This window comes from Schaedlerella sp. (genome assembly GCF_056796775.1).
Genome location: NZ_JBQIKP010000006.1, coordinates 25329 through 44553 on the forward strand (window position 1 = coordinate 25329; position 19225 = coordinate 44553).

Annotated in this window: 21 protein-coding genes; all 21 read left to right on the forward strand. The window is 49.9% G+C overall.

The features are described from left to right. Positions 1-236: 236 nt before the first annotated feature. The 21 genes from ACTOY7_RS04620 to ACTOY7_RS04720 all read left to right on the forward strand — a co-directional run bounded on the left by ACTOY7_RS04620 (position 237) and on the right by ACTOY7_RS04720 (position 19199). Positions 237-686 carry a hypothetical protein gene (locus tag ACTOY7_RS04620; RefSeq protein ID WP_482670364.1) on the forward strand — a complete coding sequence of 150 codons (450 nt, stop codon included), beginning with the start codon at positions 237-239 and terminating at the stop codon, positions 684-686. A 106-nt stretch (positions 687-792) separates the two neighbouring features. After that, positions 793-954, forward strand: coding sequence for a hypothetical protein (locus ACTOY7_RS04625; protein ID WP_160283652.1), 162 nt, complete (start codon positions 793-795; stop codon positions 952-954). 4 nt (positions 955-958) lie between these two features. Further along, positions 959-1471, forward strand: a complete 513-nt coding sequence (locus ACTOY7_RS04630) for a hypothetical protein (RefSeq protein WP_482670365.1) — start codon at positions 959-961, stop codon at positions 1469-1471. Then, entirely contained in the window at positions 1468-1638 is a 171-nt protein-coding gene (locus ACTOY7_RS04635; protein ID WP_160283654.1) for a hypothetical protein, read from the forward strand. Before ACTOY7_RS04630 ends, ACTOY7_RS04635 begins: the two co-directional genes overlap by 4 nt. A 472-nt stretch (positions 1639-2110) precedes the next feature. Continuing rightward, positions 2111-2422 carry a hypothetical protein gene (locus tag ACTOY7_RS04640; protein WP_482670366.1) on the forward strand — a complete coding sequence of 104 codons (312 nt, stop codon included), beginning with the start codon at positions 2111-2113 and terminating at the stop codon, positions 2420-2422. 205 nt (positions 2423-2627) lie between these two features. Next, the gene (locus ACTOY7_RS04645) at positions 2628-2834 is read left to right on the forward strand and encodes a hypothetical protein (protein ID WP_300884549.1); all 207 of its coding nucleotides are present in this window, start codon (positions 2628-2630) and stop codon (positions 2832-2834) included. A 171-nt stretch (positions 2835-3005) separates the two neighbouring features. After that, positions 3006-3224, forward strand: coding sequence for a hypothetical protein (locus tag ACTOY7_RS04650; protein WP_300884548.1), 219 nt, complete (start codon positions 3006-3008; stop codon positions 3222-3224). A 240-nt stretch (positions 3225-3464) separates the two neighbouring features. Next, positions 3465-5009, forward strand: a complete 1545-nt coding sequence (locus ACTOY7_RS04655) for a 5-bromo-4-chloroindolyl phosphate hydrolysis family protein (protein ID WP_160281346.1) — start codon at positions 3465-3467, stop codon at positions 5007-5009. 33 nt (positions 5010-5042) lie between these two features. Next, complete coding sequence (locus ACTOY7_RS04660) at positions 5043-6185, forward strand: toxic anion resistance protein (protein ID WP_160281347.1); 1143 nt, start codon at positions 5043-5045, stop codon at positions 6183-6185. Positions 6186-6228: 43 nt separating this feature from the next. Continuing rightward, complete coding sequence (proS, locus tag ACTOY7_RS04665) at positions 6229-7671, forward strand: proline--tRNA ligase (protein ID WP_482670367.1); 1443 nt, start codon at positions 6229-6231, stop codon at positions 7669-7671. A 61-nt stretch (positions 7672-7732) separates the two neighbouring features. Then, entirely contained in the window at positions 7733-8647 is a 915-nt protein-coding gene (locus tag ACTOY7_RS04670) for an AEC family transporter (RefSeq protein WP_394682655.1), read from the forward strand. A gap of 25 nt (positions 8648-8672) precedes the next feature. Next, on the forward strand, positions 8673-9311 hold the full coding sequence (locus ACTOY7_RS04675; protein WP_482670384.1) for a Maf family protein: 639 nt from the start codon (positions 8673-8675) through the stop codon (positions 9309-9311). Positions 9312-9411: 100 nt separating this feature from the next. After that, a complete protein-coding gene (locus ACTOY7_RS04680; RefSeq protein WP_482670368.1) occupies positions 9412-10005 on the forward strand; it encodes a hypothetical protein in 594 nt (197 codons plus the stop codon). 148 nt (positions 10006-10153) lie between these two features. Continuing rightward, positions 10154-11869: an Hsp70 family protein gene (locus ACTOY7_RS04685; protein ID WP_394682657.1), complete on the forward strand. Its 1716-nt coding sequence runs from the start codon at positions 10154-10156 to the stop codon at positions 11867-11869. Positions 11870-11939: 70 nt separating this feature from the next. Then, positions 11940-13328 (forward strand): DnaJ domain-containing protein, encoded by a 1389-nt coding sequence (locus ACTOY7_RS04690; protein ID WP_160281352.1) that lies wholly within the window; start codon positions 11940-11942, stop codon positions 13326-13328. A gap of 75 nt (positions 13329-13403) precedes the next feature. Further along, complete coding sequence (locus ACTOY7_RS04695) at positions 13404-13589, forward strand: ferredoxin (RefSeq protein ID WP_160281353.1); 186 nt, start codon at positions 13404-13406, stop codon at positions 13587-13589. A gap of 58 nt (positions 13590-13647) precedes the next feature. Beyond that, on the forward strand, positions 13648-13788 hold the full coding sequence (locus ACTOY7_RS04700) for a hypothetical protein (protein ID WP_160281354.1): 141 nt from the start codon (positions 13648-13650) through the stop codon (positions 13786-13788). A 166-nt stretch (positions 13789-13954) separates the two neighbouring features. Next, positions 13955-15871 carry an ABC transporter ATP-binding protein gene (locus ACTOY7_RS04705; protein ID WP_482670369.1) on the forward strand — a complete coding sequence of 639 codons (1917 nt, stop codon included), beginning with the start codon at positions 13955-13957 and terminating at the stop codon, positions 15869-15871. Beyond that, positions 15858-17705: an ABC transporter ATP-binding protein gene (locus ACTOY7_RS04710; protein ID WP_482670370.1), complete on the forward strand. Its 1848-nt coding sequence runs from the start codon at positions 15858-15860 to the stop codon at positions 17703-17705. The genes ACTOY7_RS04705 and ACTOY7_RS04710 overlap by 14 nt, the downstream gene beginning before the upstream one ends. A 110-nt stretch (positions 17706-17815) precedes the next feature. After that, complete coding sequence (locus tag ACTOY7_RS04715) at positions 17816-18286, forward strand: Panacea domain-containing protein (RefSeq protein WP_160281356.1); 471 nt, start codon at positions 17816-17818, stop codon at positions 18284-18286. A 28-nt stretch (positions 18287-18314) separates the two neighbouring features. Continuing rightward, entirely contained in the window at positions 18315-19199 is an 885-nt protein-coding gene (locus ACTOY7_RS04720; RefSeq protein WP_160281357.1) for a hypothetical protein, read from the forward strand. Positions 19200-19225 lie beyond the last annotated feature (26 nt).

A 19225-nucleotide genomic window follows, 5' to 3' on the forward strand; every position in this document is an offset into this window, starting at 1 on the left:
ACAGCGCAAAAAAAATCTTTTTTGCATATTGACAGCGCAGTAACAAGCTGTTATGATATAAAAACAGCGTGGTATTGCGCTGAATATTGTAAGTGAGGTGAACAAGATGGAAACAATGACTAACTTAAAAGTCAGTCAAGATAAGGTGCAATTGAGGATGGCAGAACTTTGTATGAATCCATATGAATGATATGAATAGTTTATTGATACATAGAGAGAATCAGAAAGGAGAACATATGAACGAACAACTATTAACCCGTCTGGCAGAATCCCTGGAAGGGATCAACCTCAGCCTGGCAGACATCACCCAAAAGCTGGACAAGATCGGAAATTCAGTGGAACTTTTAGAGAAGCTGTCCGACTGTGTTTATGAGCCGGAACCGTTCGTTGGTGACAGTATGCTGTGTGTCAGAGGGATGCCGGTGCAGAGCAGGAATGAAAAAGCCGGGAAAATGAAGATTATGACGCAAGCCCGTGATGGAATTATAGATTATCCAAAGCAAATGTGGGCGGTGCAAGCATTCAGGGATGATCCGGATCGTTTCGTTGGTTATATCCTGTGCAATTCACACCCGAATCCTACGCTGGGAGAATATCCAACAGTTGAGAGAGCAAAGGAAGTTTTGATGGAAATCTTTGAAGCCCAGAGACGGAGAGAATGCAGCTATTATATGACGAAGGAATGAAAACGCCCTCACCGGCGCAGTAACACCAGTGAGGACAAATACAGCCGGAACTGTACAACCACAATTACATAATATCACGGAATCCGGCGGAAAGGTAGAGTGAACTGTGAAAAATAACATAATGCTTTCTGAGCAATCAGAAATTGAGCGGACACTTATAGAGAAGCCGTATCTTCTGGAATTTATGAAAAAGGCTTTAGCCTATACAGAAGAGAAAATACAACTTGCGGTTGCATTGCTGAGTGAATTGAAAAGAAAAGGAGAGTGACATTATGTATGAAATTATTGACGAATCTTTGAAACTGGCAAGTTGCGGCATTAACGATTTAACGCTTGAACAGGCATCCTCTTTTCTCTCAGAATGGGAGGATGGATTGACGCTTGGAAACCTGACATTGTTTATTGATTCAGAAAAAGGATATCTTGTTTTGAATAGGGACCATGATCAGTATGAGCTTAATTTGAAATTGGCAAAGGCTTATCTGCCGGCAAGCGCAAGGGAACGGGAAGAATACAGGGAGCGATTCGGGGAGAAGTTCAAAATAAACCTGCGCATTATGGATGCATTTAAAATACAGATGCGGGTTCAGGAAGATATGTTTAAGATTGAGCATCAAAGTTTAGATTCCGCAATGCCTGATGATTCATTTGCTAAATGGGTATTAATTGCGTTGGAAAAGAAACATCTTCCAACTTGTATTGCAATTTCTCAGGCGTACTTTTATGGTGTGATGGATGGGAAACGGATGGACAGAGCAAGGAGGAAGGCAGGTGCAATGGCATGAATCCAGATATCAATGAAATCATCCTGAGAAGCCGCAGAAACAAGGAACCCATGGATTTTGAAAGACTCAAATTTCTATGCTGGTTTGTGGCTGGCATGGTTGCGGAGGTTCTCGGGTTTATCCTGGCTCTTATAGTTGTGCTTTGCATGGCCGGGGCCATTGGGTAAGCCAGATATGACTTATTTTGATCTTTATGCCTTCCGGGGAACGGTGCCCCACACCGGAACCCGGCGGCATAATGAATATGACCAGATGGATCGGAAAATGAAATGAGGATAACTTACACTCTTTGATGAAGCTGTTACCAGCAGCAGATTCAAAATGTATAGGCGAGCAATGAATAAGCGGAAAATAACCGGTACGGTTTCGGTGAAAGGGGGTGAGCCAAATGTTTATACCAGAGTTTGTGTGCGGAGCGCTTGCGGTTCTCATTGTAGAGATCGTTGCGCTGGTCATTGCGGCAGTGGTACATATGAAGAAAAAGTAATGTGGACGGAGGCGGGGAGTTATCAGACTTTTCGCCTCTATCTGCCGGGTGGATGGCGCTGAAAAAGCCGTTAAAGATGGTACAAATCAAGTCTTGGTTTATAGTACGATAAAAGAAAAAGACGAAAGAATGGAAGATTATGGAGGCATAGTATGAATGAGCCGAAGTGGAGGATTGAAGCACATATATGGTTTCTGAAATTTGATGAATATACAGAACGGGAAAAAGAGTTGCTTGAACTTCTGGGTAGGATTCAAGGTTGCGGAAGCGTAACGGTATTCTTTAGGACAACGGAAGAATATCTGGAAATCCCAGGGGCTTCCTATGATTACATAGACGATAAGAAAGTTGATGAATTAATTGAGTTCTGTGGAAGGAGCAATATAGACTTTGTTGTGCATATTTCGCAGAATATAGAGCGGGAATTGGGGTGTATTCGTGGCAAGGCCAAGAAAAGAAATTGACCAGGAAGAATTTGAAAAGCTGTGTGCTCTGCAGTGTACAGAAAGCGAAATCGCATTCTTTTTTAATGTATCTGTTGATACGATTTAACGCTGGTGCAAGCGTACATATCAGGAGGGTTTTGCGGACATTTTCTCTAAAAAGCGGAATGGCGGCAAAATAAGACTTCGAAGGGCTCAGTTTCAGCTTGCGGAGAAAAACGCATCTATGGCGATCTGGCTGGGGAAGCAGTATCTTGACCAATGCGAGCCGATGGAAGTGAGAAGGCTGGAATTTGAATTGCAGAAGTTTGAAAGCAAGCTGAATGAGCAGGAGCAAGAAGCTGATCTGGATAATTCTTTACTAGATGCATTGAGCAGTGCGGCAGTTGAAGTATGGGGAGGTGGCAACGATGGCGGCACGTCTGACGGATAAGCAGAAAAAGAAAATATTATTGCAGAAAAACTGAATAGTCTTCGCATAGATATTCCGGACTGGGTTCCTAAAGTTGGTGGCAAAAAATTAGGCTTCAATATTCCAACATGGACACCCGGCCAGATACCATACCTTGCCACAGGCGCCGTTATCCCACCAAACCGTGAATTTATGGCTGTGTTAGGCGACCAGAAGCACGGAAACAACATTGAAGCGCCGGAGTCTCTCCTGAGAAAGATTGTACGGGAGGAAGCGAAAGGAAATCAGTCAGGCGGTGGAAACTATCGTTTTACAGCGAACCTGAACCGCAGAGTAATCTTCGATGAAATCATTGAGGAAGCAAAGCTGCGGCAAACGGTAAGCGGCCGGAATCCGTTTGAGATGGCGTAAAAATTAGAGGTAAATTGATACTTGAATGATACTCAAAATAGAAACAAATGGGATAAATGGGTTGAAAATCATTAAAATCTATGACAAAATCAATAGAAAATAATGGTTTTGCATTGCGATAAAGTGATAGATATTTGTGTATATTTCTTGACTTTTTGCCGCAATCTGTCTAAACTGATTATGATATAAAACTTTTGTGAGGTCAAGCACTAAGTTTTTGTAAGAAAGCGGGAGGATAGGATGGATAACCGGGAGTGGGAAAGATTCGGAGAAGAGATCCGCAGGAATGTACAGGATGCGGTGGATTCCAGAGACTTCAGCAGATTAAATCAGACAATTACAGACGCGATCAACGGTGCGGCGGACGGAATCACCAGGGGCATGAAGGATGCCGCGGGAGAGATCACCAGAGGCGTGCGTCAGAACAGGAACCATTGGAACGGCAGCAGGAAAAAGCAGCAGGGCTCCTATAACGACAGATATCAGTACCAGGGACATTTCGGACAGCAGGATACCGGATGGCAGCAGGGCTCTACTATGAACTGGAACGGCCGGGAGACCGGGACGTTCGGAGGAATGAACGGCCAGCCTGGTCAGGGAGCGGGACAGGCCGACGGCGCTTCGTATGACCAGCCGGGGCAGGGAGCTGCCAGCGGTACATACGGGCAGACCGACCGGAGATATAACTGGAATAAGGCATACTATTCCAGGTTCGGCAACCGGGATAAGCCTGTAGAGGAGCGTGAGATGGATCATGGCCCATACCATCCGGAGACGAAGAAGCAGCTTCCGGCGCTGTATGCAGGAACTACTCCTGCAAAGGTCGGAGGAACGGTGCTCTATGGGATCGGATGTGCCGCGGGGAGTATTTCACTGATCGGGCTGGCAATGATCGTACTGGCCGGGATCGGAACCGGAGATATGAGTGCCGGCTTTTGGGCAGCCTGCGGGGGCACGGCAGTTTTCGCGGCAGGATTCGGCGGCATGGCGGCGGCAGGCAGCAGTATCCGCGGGAGAGTCAAGCGGTTCCGCGGTTACATCAGCAGCCTGGGCAGCCGGGAATACTGCAATATAAAAGAACTGGCAGAGCATCTGGGAAAATCTCGGCGGTACGTGGTGAAGGATCTGGAAAAAATGATCCAGAAGGGTTGGTTCCGCCAGGGCCATCTGGACAGACAGAAGACCTGCCTTATGGTCAGCGACGATGCTTATAAGCAATATACGGATCTGCAGCAGCAGAGGGAGCGGATCAACACAGAGACAAAAGAGCAGCAGGAGGCAGCTGCCAGAAAGCGGGCAAAGGAAGTGCAGAAGGAAGCGGAAGCGCCGGATTCGAAGCTTTCCCCCGAGGTTCGCAGGATCATTAAGACGGGGGAAAAATATATTCAGAATATCCATGCCTGCAACGATGCCATTCCGGGGGCGGAAATCTCCGCGAAGATTTCCCGGATGGAAATCCTGGTTGACCGGATCTTTGACCGGGTGGAACAGAATCCGGATTCCGTGTCGGATATCCACCGGATGATGGATTATTACCTTCCGACGACGGTCAAGCTTCTGGAGGCGTATCAGGATCTGGATGCCCAGCCGGTACAGGGGGAGAACATCATTTCCTCGAAGAGGGAGATCGAAAAGACGCTGGATACGCTGAACGCGGCATTTGAAAAGCTGCTGGACAGCCTGTTCCAGGATACGGCGTGGGATGTGTCCTCCGATATCTCTGTACTGCATACGATGCTGGCGCAGGAAGGGCTGACAGAAGGGGACTTTAAGGAAGTCCATTAAAGAATAGAAAATACGAAAAAGTGGGAGGCTGTTATGAGCAATGAATTAGACGCATTTACGACGACACCGACGCTGACGCTGGATCCTTTTGCGGAGGAGAAGGCGCCGGCAGCGCCGGTGATCACGGCGGAACCGGAAAAGCCGATTTTTGACGAGAATGTCCTGACAGCGGAGGAGCGTCATGCCGTAGAGCAGTTTGCGGAGAAGATTGATCTGACCAATTCACAGATGATCCTGCAGTACGGCGCGGGAACGCAGAAAAAGATGGCGGATTTTTCGGAGAGTGCCCTGGAAAATGTCAAGACAAAGGATCTGGGAGAGGTGGGAGACCTGCTCACAGGCGTCGTAAAGGAACTGAGAAGTTTTGATGAAGAGGAAGAGAAGGGCTTTCTGGGAATCTTCAAAAAGCCGGCCAATAAGATCAGCGCCATGAAGGCGAAGTACAGCAAGGCGGAGACCAATATCAACCATATCTGCAAGGTGCTGGAGTCCCACCAAGTCCAGCTTTTGAAAGATGTTGCCCTGCTGGATAAGATGTATGAGCTGAACCTGACTTATTTTAAGGAGCTGACCATGTACATCATGGCAGGAAAGAAGAAGCTCCATGAGATCCAGACCGGTCAGCTTCCGGCTCTGTTCCAGAGGGCCCAGGCCAGCGGACTGGCAGAGGACGCACAGGCGGCCAGGGACCTGGATTCCATGTGCAACCGGTTTGAGAAGAAGCTGCATGATCTGGAGCTGACCCGGCAGGTGTCCTTGCAGACAGCGCCTCAGATCCGGATGGTCCAGAGCAATGATACGCTGATGGTGGAAAAGATCCAGTCCACCATTGTCAATACGATCCCGCTGTGGAAGAGTCAAATGGTGCTGGCTCTGGGCGTGGAGCATTCGGCCCAGGCAGCGGCGGCTCAGCGGGAAGTGACGGATATGACCAACGAACTCCTGAAAAAGAATGCGGCCAAGCTTAAGATGGCTACCATTGATGCCGCAAAAGAGTCGGAGCGGGGAATCGTGGATATGGAGACTTTGAAGATGACCAACGAATCGCTGATCTCCACGCTGGATGAGGTGATGCGGATCCAGCAGGAAGGTCGGCAGAAGCGTCGGGAGGCGGAGACGGAGATGCACCGTCTGGAAGGCGAGCTCAAGCAGAAGCTCCTGCAGATGCGCGCCTGATCTGCAGCAAGATAAAAAAATAGAGGATAAGAGGAGAATTGTTATGGCAAAGGAAAAGAAACTGGTAGAGTCCATTACTTCCAGGGAGAAGGACTTTGCGCAGTGGTATACGGATGTTGTGCGGGAGGCAAAACTGTGTGATTATTCAGGGGTCAAGGGATGTCTGAATTATCTTCCCAACGGATATGCGATCTGGGAGAAGATCCAGGCAGATCTGGACAAACGCTTTAAGGATACTGGAGTAGAAAATGTCTATCTGCCGGTTTTGATACCGGAGGCGCTGCTTCAGAAAGAAGCAGACCATATTGAGGGCTTTGCGCCGGAGGTTGCGTGGGTCACACAGGGGGGACTGGAGCCTTTGCAGGATAAGTTCTGCATCCGTCCCACTTCGGAGACACTGTTCTGTGATGTGTGGAGCAAGACCGTACAGTCCTACCGGGATCTGCCCAAGGTGTGGAATCAGTGGTGTTCCGTACTGCGATGGGAAAAGACGACCAGGCCCTTCCTGCGTTCTCGTGAATTTTTATGGCAGGAAGGACACACGATCCATGCCACATTTGAAGAGGCGGAGCAGAGGACTCTGACCATGCGCGACGTGTACCGGGATTTCATCCAAGATGATCTGGCGATCCCGCTGGTATGCGGCCGCAAGACGGAGAGCGAGAAGTTTGCGGGGGCTCAGGACACCTATACGGTGGAAGCGCTGATGCATGACGGGCAGGCGCTGCAGTCCGCCACCAGCCATTTCTTCGGCAGCTCCTTCCCGGATGCGTTTGACATCAAGTATTCGGATAAAAATAATGAGCTGCACAGTGTATATGAGACTTCCTGGGGGCTGTCCACCCGGATCATCGGCGCCATCATCATGGTACACGGCGATGACAGCGGACTGGTGCTGCCGCCTAGGATCGCTCCGGTACAGACGAAGGTCATCCCCATCGCGCAGCACAAGGAAGGGGTACTGGACAAGGCGAGAGAGCTGCTGGATACCCTGAGGGCAGCAGGCTACGCGGCGAAGATTGATGATTCCGACAAGGCTCCGGGCTGGAAGTTCAGTGAGCAGGAGATCCAGGGGATCCCGACCCGGATCGAGATCGGCCCCAAGGATATCGAACAGGGACAGGTAGTCGTAGTGCGGCGCGACACGAGAGAGAAGACGGTCGTTGCCATCAGCGAGATCACTGAAAAATTGGGAGAAATCCTGGAGACCATGCAGAAGGACATGTTCGAACGGGCAAAAGCATTTTTGGATTCTCACATTGACTCCGCGGTGACCATGGAGGAAATGAATTCGAAGTTCAATGAGAGCCGCGGCTTTATCAAGGCAATGTGGTGCGGCGAGGAAGCCTGCGAGGATGAGATCAAAGCGCAGACAGGCGGCGCGTCTTCCCGGTGCATTCCGGATGAGGAGGAACACCTGTCAGACGTATGCGTCTGCTGCGGCAAGCCTGCGAAGCATATGGTTTACTGGGGGAAAGCATACTAAACAGCGGCCGTATCCGTGAGGGTACTGAGCGGATATATGTGGATTGAGGGCGGGGGTTTTTATGGCATTTCAGAATATGGTAAATATGCAGCTGATGATGTTCCTGCTTGTCGGAATCGGCTTTTTCGTGAGAAAAAAGGGGATCATCGGCGGTACTGCACGGAAAGAGCTGGTGAACTTCTGCCTGTATATTACATTGCCGTTCAATATTTTCCATTCCTTCCGGATGGATTGGGACTCCGGTATGCTTACGGCTTTTCTGGAAGTATTGCTGTTGTCCATTGGCTATAATGTGATCTCCATTTTTATAAGCTTTCTTTTCTATCACCGGAGCGAATCCCGGCGGCAGAAGCCGCTGAGGTACGGAACGATCGTGTCCAACGGCGGATTTTTGGGCAATCCGGTGATTGAAGGAATCTATGGTATGGAAGGCTTGTTTTACGCATCGGTATTTATGCTTCCGGTGCGTATTGTCATGTGGAGCATCGGGACTTCCTGCTTTTTGAAAGGCAGCCGGGAAAATCTGGTGAAAAAGGTGCTGACGCATCCCTGTGTCGCGGCGATCTATCTAGGACTTGCGGCCATGATTTCTGGGATTGGATTTCCAGTGTTCCTGGAAAATACAGTCAGCGCCATCAGCAGCTGCAATACGCCCCTGAGCATGATGCTGATCGGAATGATGCTGGCGGAGATGGAACCGAAGGGAATGCTGGACGGGACGATGGCATTTTATACGGCGGCGCGCCTGCTTCTGATCCCGGCGGTGATCTTCGGGATCACACGGTTTCTGCCTGTCAGCCCGCTTCTTCGGGGAATTACGGTGATTATCGCGGGAATGCCGGCCCCGGTGACGACAGCTTTGCTGTCCGCAAAGTATGACGGTGACGAGAAATACGCTACGGCGATGATCTTTGTGACCACGGTGCTGTCGCTGGTGACGCTTCCGGCATGGTGCTATCTGCTGGGAGCCGCATAATGGGAGGAAAGGAATGTCTGAGAGTATGAAAAAAAGGATCATTCTTGGCTCGGCTTCGCCAAGGAGAAGAGAACTGCTGGAGCAGATCGGGCTCGAGTTTGAGATTGTAGTCAGTGACGCGCGGGAGCATTACAAGAGCACCCGCCCGGAGGATATCGTCAGAGAGCTGGCGCTGATGAAGGCAGAGCATGTGGCAAAGGAAGTGGAGCGGCGCGAAAAGGAACGCGCGGAGCAGGCTTCTATTCCCGGGCTGGATACAGGAGAAGCGCATCTTCGCAATGTGGTGATCCTGGGCGCGGATACGATTGTTGTGCGGGACGGGCAGATTCTTGGAAAACCGTCTGACGAAGAGGCAGCATTTTCCATGCTGAAAAGTCTGCAGGGAAGGATGCATCAGGTTTACACAGGAGTTGCGGTGTTGGATTTTGACGGAAGCGGGAGTCTGCGTACGATCAGCCATGCCGAGGAAACGAAGGTCTATGTGCATGAAATGACAGATGAGGAGATTCGCCGGTATATCGCAGCCGGAGAATCCATGGATAAAGCGGGCGCTTACGGAGTCCAGGGACGGTTTGCGGCCTTTATTGACCGGATCGAAGGCGACTATTATAATGTGGTGGGACTGCCTGTGGCATACCTGTACCACACGGTGAAGGAATTGTAGAAAATAGAGAAGCCGGGATACATAAGTTATTTTTTTCAGTTCCAAGGGCGGCTGGAATCAAGAAGGCCCTGTGGATATATAGAAATAAATGGAGTGGATCATGGGAATATTGTCTTTTTTTAAAAATGAGGAAAAAGAGGCGGAGGAGCGCGCGTTCCGGCAGAAGACAGAGGAGATGCTTACGAAGCTTACTGAGGAAATGAAGAAAGGGCAGGAGCTTTCGGAAACCCTTTCCCAGGATGTCCGGCAGGTCGGTTCGGATGTCCGCCGGCACGATATGGCTCTGGAGGACTGTCTGGATGCTCTGGAAGAACAGCGGGAGGAGCAAAAAGAGAGCCGGAAACAGATCAGGAAGCTGGAAGCAGAGCAGGAGAAGCTATTAAAGCTGCTGTCGGTGTACCGGGAACAGCTCTGGGGAATGAAGCAGTATGCCCAACAGAATGCCCCGGAATGGCTCTCACAGCTTGAATTGATGGAAAAAGCGGCGGAAGGCGCCAGATTATCCAGCGGGATCACCTGGATTGAGGAGGCCGGAGTGCAGGTGGACTACGCGCTTCATGAGGTGATCGAGGCCAGGGCGGTCTCCGGGGAGGAGAAGGATATGCGCATTGCGCAGGTTTACAGCCCGGGTATGATCCGGCACGGAGAGGTCATAAAGAAAGCCCGGGTGGCGGCATACCGTCTGGAAAGATAAAAACAGGTTATACTGAGTACACAGCCGCATGAGGAATTATGCCGCTTTGCGGCTGCGGCCGGCGCGATACTCACGGCAGGACTGGCCGTGAACCGCGGCAAAGGGCAGGAAGCAGTTTTGAGAGAAAGAGTACGGAGGAGAAAAAAGGATGGGAGCAGACACGATTATAGGAATTGACCTGGGGACTTCGACAACCGAAGCGGCGGTAATCCGGGATGGCAAACCTGTGATGATCGTCAATTTTGACGGACAGGTCATCACACCTTCCGCGGCAGGCGTTGATAAAGACGGACAGCTTGTATTTGGGGAAAAGGCGAAGGCGCAATATCTTCTTGCGCCGGAGGATACGGTGATCGAGGCGAAACGGAAGATTGGTACAAAAGAAAAGCTACGTATGGGGAGTAAGGATTACACGCCGGTGGAAATCTCCTCTATGCTGCTCCAATATGTAAAGGACTATGTATCGGAATCCCTGGGCGAAGACATTTCCCGGGCCGTGATCTCGGTGCCGGCCTACTTTGACGACCTGCAGAGGCAGGAGACGGTAGAAGCGGGGAAGCGGGCCGGCTTTGAGGTGGAGCGGATCATCAACGAACCCACGGCGGCTGCCTTGAGCTACGGGATCGGACATATGGAGGAGGAAAGCCACATCCTGGTCTACGACCTGGGCGGCGGAACCTTTGATGTGACCCTTCTGGAAATGTTCGGCGGCGTAGTGGAAGTAAAGGCAAGCAGCGGAGACAACCGGCTGGGAGGAAAGGATTTTGATGAATGTCTGATCCGGTGGCTTGTGTCTCAGTTCCGGAAAAAATACGGAAAAGACCTGAGCAAAGACGCGGCGGCCATGGTCAAGCTGAAGGAACAGGCCGAATGGTGCAAAAAGGAACTGAGCACCCGGGATTCCTGCCAGATCGTGATTCCATTCATTGCGGAAAAGGACGGAAAACCGCTGGCTCTGGAGGAGAACGTGACACAGGAGCAGTTTGAGGAAATGACCCGGGAGCTGGTGGAGCGGACTCACGCTCCTATTGACGTGGTTCTGGCGGACAGTGGAGTGCTGGCTTCGGACATTGACCGGATCCTGCTGGTAGGCGGTTCCACCCGGATGCCGATGGTCCACAAAGATATTGAAGCTTATCTGCAGAAGGAGCCGTCAAAAGCAGTGAACCCGGATTACGCGGTGGCGGAAGGGGCGGCGATCCAGGCCGGCATCATCCAGGGAACATTGAGCCGGGAAGAGGGCATCATCATGACGGACGTGAACCCGTATACGCTGGGAATCCGGACGCTGTACGAGGATGCTTCCCATTATATGAGCATTGTGATCCCGAGGAATGTGACCATCCCTGTTGTCAGAAAGGGGATCTACTATACAAGCTACGACGATCAGACCTCTGCGAAAATAGAGGTTTACCAGGGGGAACACGATGACGTGCGGCTGAATCATTTCCTGGGAGAGTTCATTGTCTCAGGCATCCCCATGCGGCGGGCGGGGGAGGAGCAGATCGAAGTGGAATTTTCCTACAACCTGAACGGAATGCTGGAGGTCAGCGCGCGGATCCCGAGCTCGGGCGAGAAGGCGTCGGTTGAGATTAACATGATGGCATATGAGGAGGAGTTCTTTACGGAAGCGGCGACAGATGTCAGCAAATGGAAGGAATCCTCTCTTGCAAAGGAATTCCGGACGGTGATCCGCAGGGCCGAGCGCAGGCTGAAAAGCGAGACAGTCCAGAGCATGCCGATGTACAGAGAAGATCTGGAGGGCTGCCTGTATGACCTGAAGCTGGCATTGATCGAGGAGGATGAGGAACGGGCGGCAGAGCTGGAAGAGGATATTCTGGATATGCTGGAAGAGCTGGAGTGAGAGAACCTGCGGCGAAGGGAATTTCGAGAAACGAATCGGTTGGCTGTGAAAGAAAGGGACATGACAGGGAATGGACGATTACAGGACACTGGGATTGGAACAGGGAGCATCCCAGAAGGAAATAAAAAAAGCATATTTTTCCCTGGTCAGAAAATATTCTCCGGAGGAATCGCCGGAAAAATTCCGGGAGATCCGGGAAGCGTATGAGCGCTTAAAGGGACAGACGGAAGGCCAGGAACCCATGTTTCCCAGGCCCTCGGATCCTCTTGCGGGAAAATTTCTGGACTTGTATTGGAAATACCGGAATGCGCGGGATCTGCACAGAGCGCGGGATGTCTGCGAAGAAGCATGGAAGCGATTCCCGGAGGAGATCCAGTTTTTATATCATCTGGCGCTTGCCCAGCGCTGTGCGGGCAATTCCGGAAAGTCTGTGAAAAGCTGCGAAGAGCTTGTAAAACGGGAACCGGAAAACAAATGGTTTTGGAGAGAGCTTGCCATTTCCTATGATGAGCGGAGCTATACCCGGAAGGCCTATATGGCTTATGAAAAGGCTTATGAGCTGGGCTGTCGGGACAATGGGTTCTTACTGGATTTTTCCACATCCTGTGATAATTATGAGCAATATAGCCGCGGGATCCAGGTGCTGACAGAGCTGGTCAGAAAGGACAGGCGTTGGAAAAGGGAAGAGATAGAGGATGTGTTGAGCGCATATTGCGGAATATTGATGATGTCCTGCAGAAAGGGAGCGGATTTCAGCGGCATGCTGGCAGAATGCAGCCAGTTTATCCGTCAATATTCCATTTATATAGCGGATCATCTGAAGACTCTGTTGGGATTCTGCACGGCCATAAGCATGAATCTGGAGCTGTGCGGATCCTCACATGAGTTGATCCGGGATTTTTTTTCGGCAGTAGAAAAGGTATGCGTGTCAGAAAAGGATCAGGCTATGTTTGCTATAGTACAGGAGCAATATATGGATCACCGTATCTGGGCAGATCAGCGTCTGACAGAAACCGTGCAGCATGGAATGCAGGTATTCTTTCAGATGGATGATGAGCCGATGGATATCCGCTCATACGCGATGCTGGATCTGAAATTATGTATGATTGAGGAACGGCAGGAGGTGCTGCCGCAGCTGGAGATCTTGAAAGCGGAATACCCCGCGTATTATGAAAAGATCCGGGAATTCGCGGAACAGCTTCAAAATGGAAAGAACCTGGGATATCTGAAAAGCAGCATGATGAAACAATATATCCGTCACGCAAAATATATGAGCGGGGGGAAATATTTTGAAAAATATCCGGATGAAAAAAAGAAAGTGATGGGAACTGTGGTGCATCAGAATGACGACGAGAAGCCATTTGTGAGAAGCGGGAAAAAGATTGGGAGAAATGATCCCTGTCCCTGCGGGAGTGGGAAAAAATATAAGCACTGCTGCATGAAAAAAGAGCGTGCATAAGCATAAATTTTCCGGGAATACTAAGAAAAGGTCGCGCAAAACAGACTATGAAAAAAACTCTTAGGAGGAAGATTTATGAAAGCAAAGGTAAATGAAGGGTGTATTTCCTGCGGAGCATGCGTTTCCACTTGCCCGGAGGTATTTCGGTTTAATGAGGAAGACGTGGCGGAAGCTTACGCGGATGTTACGGAAGAGACAAAAGAAGCGGCGGAAGAGGCAAGGGACAGCTGCCCGGTGTCAGTGATCGACCTGATGGAATAATATGTTACAATTTAACCCCCTGCTGGTTATTGATTTTGATTGACGGGAGTGGTATACTATGGTTAATAAAACAGAGGAAGAAGATAGCGAAGATGTATTTAAAGTAATGGTTGCTAATATTGAGGCCAACAGAAGTCCTAAAAACGGTTTCAGGATGATATATTATGCAGTTAATAACGATAATGGATTTATATGTTAGCCGTATACGCTAAAAAAGAAGTCACAAATTTGAAGCAAAGTGAAGTGCTGGAATTGCTGAGAAAATATTGTAAATAAAAATAAGGCATATCAGGAGCTTTATCTGATATGCCTTACTTTTTCAACATAAATGTGTTTAGCGCAATTAGAAGAAGAGGGGCAATCTCGTGGAATACATAGACTCAAAATACAGAAAACTAAATCTGGTCCGCCGTTTCCTTGACGGATCGAAGGGGTACTTTGCTGCCGCTGCTGCTGCGTCTCTGGCGACTACGGTTTTAAACGCGCTGACGCCCCAGATCTTCCGGTTCAGCATAGATTCTGTTCTGGGCAGCGATCAATATGGATACCTGTCCGATCATCTCTGGATCCTGTCGCTTTTGCTCATCGCGGTGGCGGTGCTGTCCGGGATCTCGCAGTACATTTGCCGGTCCAATACAGCCATGGCAGGGGAGAATTTTGCAAAAAATATAAGAGACGCCCTGTTTGTCCATGTGCAGAAGCTGCCGATGGAGTGGCATGACCAGAACCAGACCGGGGACATCATCCAGCGGTGTACTTCGGATGTAGAGGTGATACGCAACTTTGTCGTTACCCAGTTGCTGGAAGTGTTCCGCACCGTGTTTCTGGTCGTGATCTCTTTTGTCATGATGCTGTACATGAATGTGAAATTGTCGCTGATAGTGCTGGCTTTTGTGCCTGTGGTCGTATTGTATTCCGCTGTGTTTTACCGCCTGATCGCCAAACGATTTGTGGACGCAGATGAGGCGGAGGGGGAATTGTCAACGGTGGTCCAGGAAAACGCGACCGGTGTGCGGGTGGTCCGTGCCTTTGGCCGGGAAAAGTTCGAGATGGACCGTTTCCGAGAAAAGAATGATATTTTCGCGAAGCTCTGGATCCGTCTGGGCACATTATCCGGCCTGTACTGGGGCGTGGGAGATCTGATCACGGGATTCCAGGTGGTCGCGGTGATCGTCCTTGGGACCATTGAGGCGGTACACGGAACGATTTCCGTAGGAGAGTTCATCGCCTTTGCATCCTATAATACGACGCTGGTGTGGCCGATCCGGGGGCTTGGGAGGATCCTTTCAGATATGAGCAAGGCCGGCGTATCATTTGAGCGTGTGGATTATATCATACGGGCGGAAGAAGAGGCGTATACATGTTCAGGCAGAAAGGAAGAATATAGTAATGCCAGTGTGCAGGCACAGGAATCAGAAAATGCCTTCGATATTCGGTTTGAGCATGTGAATTTTGCTTATGAATCCGGGAAGGAAGTCTTGTCGGATGTGCATTTTTCCATTCCGCAGGGGCATACCTTTGGGATCCTCGGAGGGACCGGAAGCGGAAAGTCTACCATCGTGCAGCTTTTAACCCGTCTTTATGAGCTGGAGGACGGGCAGGGCAGGATCTGCATCGGCGGAAAGGACATCAGAGAGATCCCGCTGGAACAGCTTCGGAAGTATGTAGGTATGGTATTGCAGGAGCCTTTCCTGTATTCCAGGACGATCCGGGAAAATATTGCGGCCTGCGCGCCGGATGCTTCCATGGAGGAAATTCGCCGCGCGGCAAAGATCGCCTGTGTGGACGAGTCGATCATGAGCTTTCCGGACGGCTATGATACCCTGGTCGGGGAGCGGGGAGTGACGCTTTCCGGAGGTCAGCGGCAGCGTGTGGCGATTGCCAGGATGCTGCTCCAGAAGGCGCCGATCCTGGTGTTTGACGATTCGCTCTCGGCAGTGGACTCGGAGACGGATTCTCTGATCCGAAAAGCTCTCGGCGACGAGATGGAACAGGCAACGGTCATCCTGATCTCCCACCGGATCACAACTCTCATGGGGGCGGACCAGATCCTGGTGCTGAACCAGGGACAGGCGGAAGAAATGGGAACGCATTATGAGCTGATCAGAAAGCAGGGGATCTACCGCAGGATCTACGAGATCCAGATGAGCCAGGATGACCGGGAACAGATGAAAACGGAGACGGATGCGGACGCAGAGACAGATTTGCGCAGGCGGCATGCGTCAGAAGAAAAGAACAATCTGCGATGGCAGGGAGGAGGCGCGGAGGATGGCGGCATATGAAGAGCAGGAGTATCATAAACCATTCAGCTTTCGGACATGGAAAAAGATGCTTCCATTTTTCCGCCCATATAAAAAGTATTTTGCAATCTCCTTTATACTGAATATTTTCCTGGCCGGCGTAGATGTGGTCGTGCCGCTCTTCCAGAGCTATGCCATCGACCGCTTCATTACGCCCGGAAGCCTGGACGGACTGCGGCATTTTGCGCTGCTTTACGGTCTGGTGATCGTTCTGCAGACAATCGCGGTCTATATTTCAGTCCATGCGGCGATCATCATTGAGATGAATCTGGGAAGGGATCTGAAGTGGGCCCAGTTTGAGCACCTGCAGACCCTGTCCTTTTCCTATTACAATACGACGCCGGTAGGCTATATCCATGCGCGCGTCATGAGCGATACACTGCGGATCGCCTCCATTGTTGCATGGGGGCTGGTGGATATGTTCTGGGCGCTGCTCTATGTGGTCAGCGTGTTTACGATCATGTTCCTGCTGAACGCCAGGCTGGCTGTAGTGATTCTGCTGATTGTGCCGTGTATTGCGGTTTTGACGGTATATTTCCAGAATAAGATCCTGCATTGGAACCGGAAGGTGAGGAAGATCAACGCCCAGATCACCAGTGCGTACAATGAAGGGATCACCGGAGTCAAGACATCAAAAAGCATGGGCATTGAAAAGGAAAATGAGAACGCGTTTTTTCAGCATACGCTGGAAATGCAGCGGGCAGCGGGGCGATCCGCGAAGCTGAACGCAGTTTATATTCCGGCAATCCTGCTGTTCAGCTCCGTGGCGGCGGCAGTGGTCTTGGCGCGGGGCGGCGTAATGGTACAGGAAGAGATCATGCGGCTGGGAACGCTGTCCGTATTTATTTCCTATGCAGTCATTATTTTTGAGCCGATCCAGCAGCTGGCAAGGCTTTTGGCGGATCTGATCTCCTGTCAGGCGAATATTGAGCGGGTGACGGATCTGCTGGAGCAGAAGCCGAATGTAGTAGACCGGGCGGATGTGATCCAAAAATATGGAGACGCATTTTCACCGAAGCAGAAGAACTGGGAACGGATCAAAGGCGATATTGTGTTCGAGGATGTCTCCTTTATGTATCCGGATGGAAAGGAATATGTGCTGGAGCGCTTCAACCTTCATGTGCCCGCCGGGATGAATGTGGCGATTGTAGGAGAGACGGGCGCGGGGAAATCCACGCTGGTCAATCTGATGGGGCGTTTTTTTGAGCCGACATCAGGGCGGATCCTAATCGACGGGGTAGATTATCGGGAGCGTTCTCAGCTCTGGCTCCACAGCCAGATCGGATATGTGCTGCAGAATCCCCATCTGTTCTCCGGAACCGTCCGGGAAAATATCCGGTACGGCAGGCTTTCGGCTACGGACGCGGAGATTGAGGAGGCAGCCAGAAGCGTGTCGGCGGACCAGGTTGTGATGAAGCTGGAAAAAGGCTATGAAAGCGATGTGGGAGAGAGCGGCGGGAAGCTTTCCACCGGGGAAAAGCAGCTCATATCTTTCGCAAGGGCGATCCTTGCGGATCCGGCCATCTTCGTGCTTGACGAGGCGACATCCTCCATTGACACCCAGACCGAGCAGCTCATCCAGCAGGCGACCGGAAAGCTTCTGAAAGGGCACACGTCGTTTATCATTGCGCACAGATTGTCTACGATCCGGCAGGCGGACCTGATCCTTGTGGTGAAGGATGGGAAGATCATTGAACAGGGGACGCACCGGGAGCTGCTGGAGGAAAGAGGGTATTATTATGAACTGTATTCCAGGCAGTTTGAGGAAGAGGCGTCCATGAAGGTATTTGCGGAGGGAGGCCGGGAAGGATCGTGAGTTTACGGCCAAAAAGAAATGACCTCAAAAATTATGAAAAAAGTACTGATATTTTTGGGGGAATGTGGTATACTGTTACAACTATATAAGATTATGAGAAGGAGGTTGCTATGGAAAATTTAATGAATATTGCTTCCTATATCTGCAGCAGATATGAAAGTGAATATGGCACAAAGATTGATGAGATGAAGCTTCATAAGCTCCTGTACTTTGCACAGAGAGAATCTTTGATACAGAACAGAGAACCTCTTTTCGATGCTGTTTTCTGGGGGTGGAAATATGGACCCGTAATTAAGGAAATCCGTTCTGCATATCGGGATGATACCTTTTACAGTACGATTCCGCAGGATGTGATTGAGCGTACAGCATGTATCATGAATAAAGTATTTGAGGGATATGCATGGAAGGATTCATGGAGCTTGAGCCGACTGACACATGGAGAATATGCATGGAAGCATTCCCGGGAGGGGATTTCAGAGAGCGACAACAGTGATAATCCGATGTGTCTGGAGGACATGAGAAAGGATGCCGATCGGATTCGGGAACGAAGAGAGATGCGTGCCAGGTTAGGACTGAGCTGACACGGGTTATACCAGGAAAGTGTGACAAATGAAAATATCAGTTGAACAGGAACGGATATTGGACAGCTTTGTATGCGAGAGATTATCAGCCAATGAAGAGAATGAAAGCCTTATTAATTCATTCGCAAGTAAGAGGGGATCATCTCTCGTATCTTATTTTGAGAAATACGGGCCGTCCGAAGATAAAGACGGAAAAACTACATATTACGTTATCAAAACAAAAGAAAACGAGATTTTAATGTTCTTTTCTCTGAAATGCGGGGCTTTGTTTGAACCACTGCAGGATGAAGCCGAGATTAAGCAGGATTTTCAGCGTCTCCTGACATTACTGCAGGCGATTGAAAATGTAAACGGAGAAGGGGAAGCGGCTGACGAGGCAAATGCAATTTTATTAAAATATCAGGTGGGAGACCGGATTTCGGCAGAGGATTTTAATAAGCTGATCCTAAAGAAAGCACGCAGCAAAAAAGAATTCTTAGAACATTTATTCCATGAGAAAGAGACGGAAGAAAATGAAAAAATCTTTAGAGTACAAAGTACACATCCAGGGATAGAATTGGTTCATTTTTGCACAAATGATAATATGAAAGAAAAATGGAAAGATTATCATATGGGGCATCCCATGGGAGAGGTTTTGTACTGGAAATTCATTGCGCCTAAATTTTTTGAAGTTCAGGAGATCGCAGGTTGCGAATATGCGTTCTTATTTGCGGCAGATTTGTCAGAGGACGGTTCGCTTGTGAATTATTACGATGTCTCTTTGAAATTTCAGAAAAAACAGGATGTAGGAACGAATAAGCCTTTTTACGATTTTTGCTGTGAGTTTATGTGTCAGGAAGTGAACCTGATCAGGACGAAAAGAAGGGAGTTCTTTGAAAACTTTAATATTGATGAGGATGATGTGATCGCGTAAAGACAGTTTCGGAGGGAGGCCGGGAA

Bases quoted from the DNA above. Each gene is read 5' to 3' on its own strand.
- ACTOY7_RS04620 (WP_482670364.1), top strand. From the start codon at position 237: ATGAACGAACAACTATTAACCCGTCTGGCAGAATCCCTGGAAGGGATC.
- ACTOY7_RS04630 (WP_482670365.1), top strand. From the start codon at position 959: ATGTATGAAATTATTGACGAATCTTTGAAACTGGCAAGTTGCGGCATT.
- ACTOY7_RS04635 (WP_160283654.1), top strand. From the start codon at position 1,468: ATGAATCCAGATATCAATGAAATCATCCTGAGAAGCCGCAGAAACAAG.
- ACTOY7_RS04640 (WP_482670366.1), top strand. From the start codon at position 2,111: ATGAATGAGCCGAAGTGGAGGATTGAAGCACATATATGGTTTCTGAAA.
- ACTOY7_RS04645 (WP_300884549.1), top strand. From the start codon at position 2,628: ATGGCGATCTGGCTGGGGAAGCAGTATCTTGACCAATGCGAGCCGATG.
- ACTOY7_RS04650 (WP_300884548.1), top strand. From the start codon at position 3,006: ATGGCTGTGTTAGGCGACCAGAAGCACGGAAACAACATTGAAGCGCCG.
- ACTOY7_RS04655 (WP_160281346.1), top strand. From the start codon at position 3,465: ATGGATAACCGGGAGTGGGAAAGATTCGGAGAAGAGATCCGCAGGAAT.
- ACTOY7_RS04660 (WP_160281347.1), top strand. From the start codon at position 5,043: ATGAGCAATGAATTAGACGCATTTACGACGACACCGACGCTGACGCTG.
- proS (WP_482670367.1), top strand. From the start codon at position 6,229: ATGGCAAAGGAAAAGAAACTGGTAGAGTCCATTACTTCCAGGGAGAAG.
- ACTOY7_RS04670 (WP_394682655.1), top strand. From the start codon at position 7,733: ATGGCATTTCAGAATATGGTAAATATGCAGCTGATGATGTTCCTGCTT.
- ACTOY7_RS04675 (WP_482670384.1), top strand. From the start codon at position 8,673: ATGAAAAAAAGGATCATTCTTGGCTCGGCTTCGCCAAGGAGAAGAGAA.
- ACTOY7_RS04680 (WP_482670368.1), top strand. From the start codon at position 9,412: ATGGGAATATTGTCTTTTTTTAAAAATGAGGAAAAAGAGGCGGAGGAG.
- ACTOY7_RS04685 (WP_394682657.1), top strand. From the start codon at position 10,154: ATGGGAGCAGACACGATTATAGGAATTGACCTGGGGACTTCGACAACC.
- ACTOY7_RS04690 (WP_160281352.1), top strand. From the start codon at position 11,940: ATGGACGATTACAGGACACTGGGATTGGAACAGGGAGCATCCCAGAAG.
- ACTOY7_RS04695 (WP_160281353.1), top strand. From the start codon at position 13,404: ATGAAAGCAAAGGTAAATGAAGGGTGTATTTCCTGCGGAGCATGCGTT.
- ACTOY7_RS04700 (WP_160281354.1), top strand. From the start codon at position 13,648: ATGGTTAATAAAACAGAGGAAGAAGATAGCGAAGATGTATTTAAAGTA.
- ACTOY7_RS04710 (WP_482670370.1), top strand. From the start codon at position 15,858: ATGGCGGCATATGAAGAGCAGGAGTATCATAAACCATTCAGCTTTCGG.
- ACTOY7_RS04715 (WP_160281356.1), top strand. From the start codon at position 17,816: ATGGAAAATTTAATGAATATTGCTTCCTATATCTGCAGCAGATATGAA.
- ACTOY7_RS04720 (WP_160281357.1), top strand. From the start codon at position 18,315: ATGAAAATATCAGTTGAACAGGAACGGATATTGGACAGCTTTGTATGC.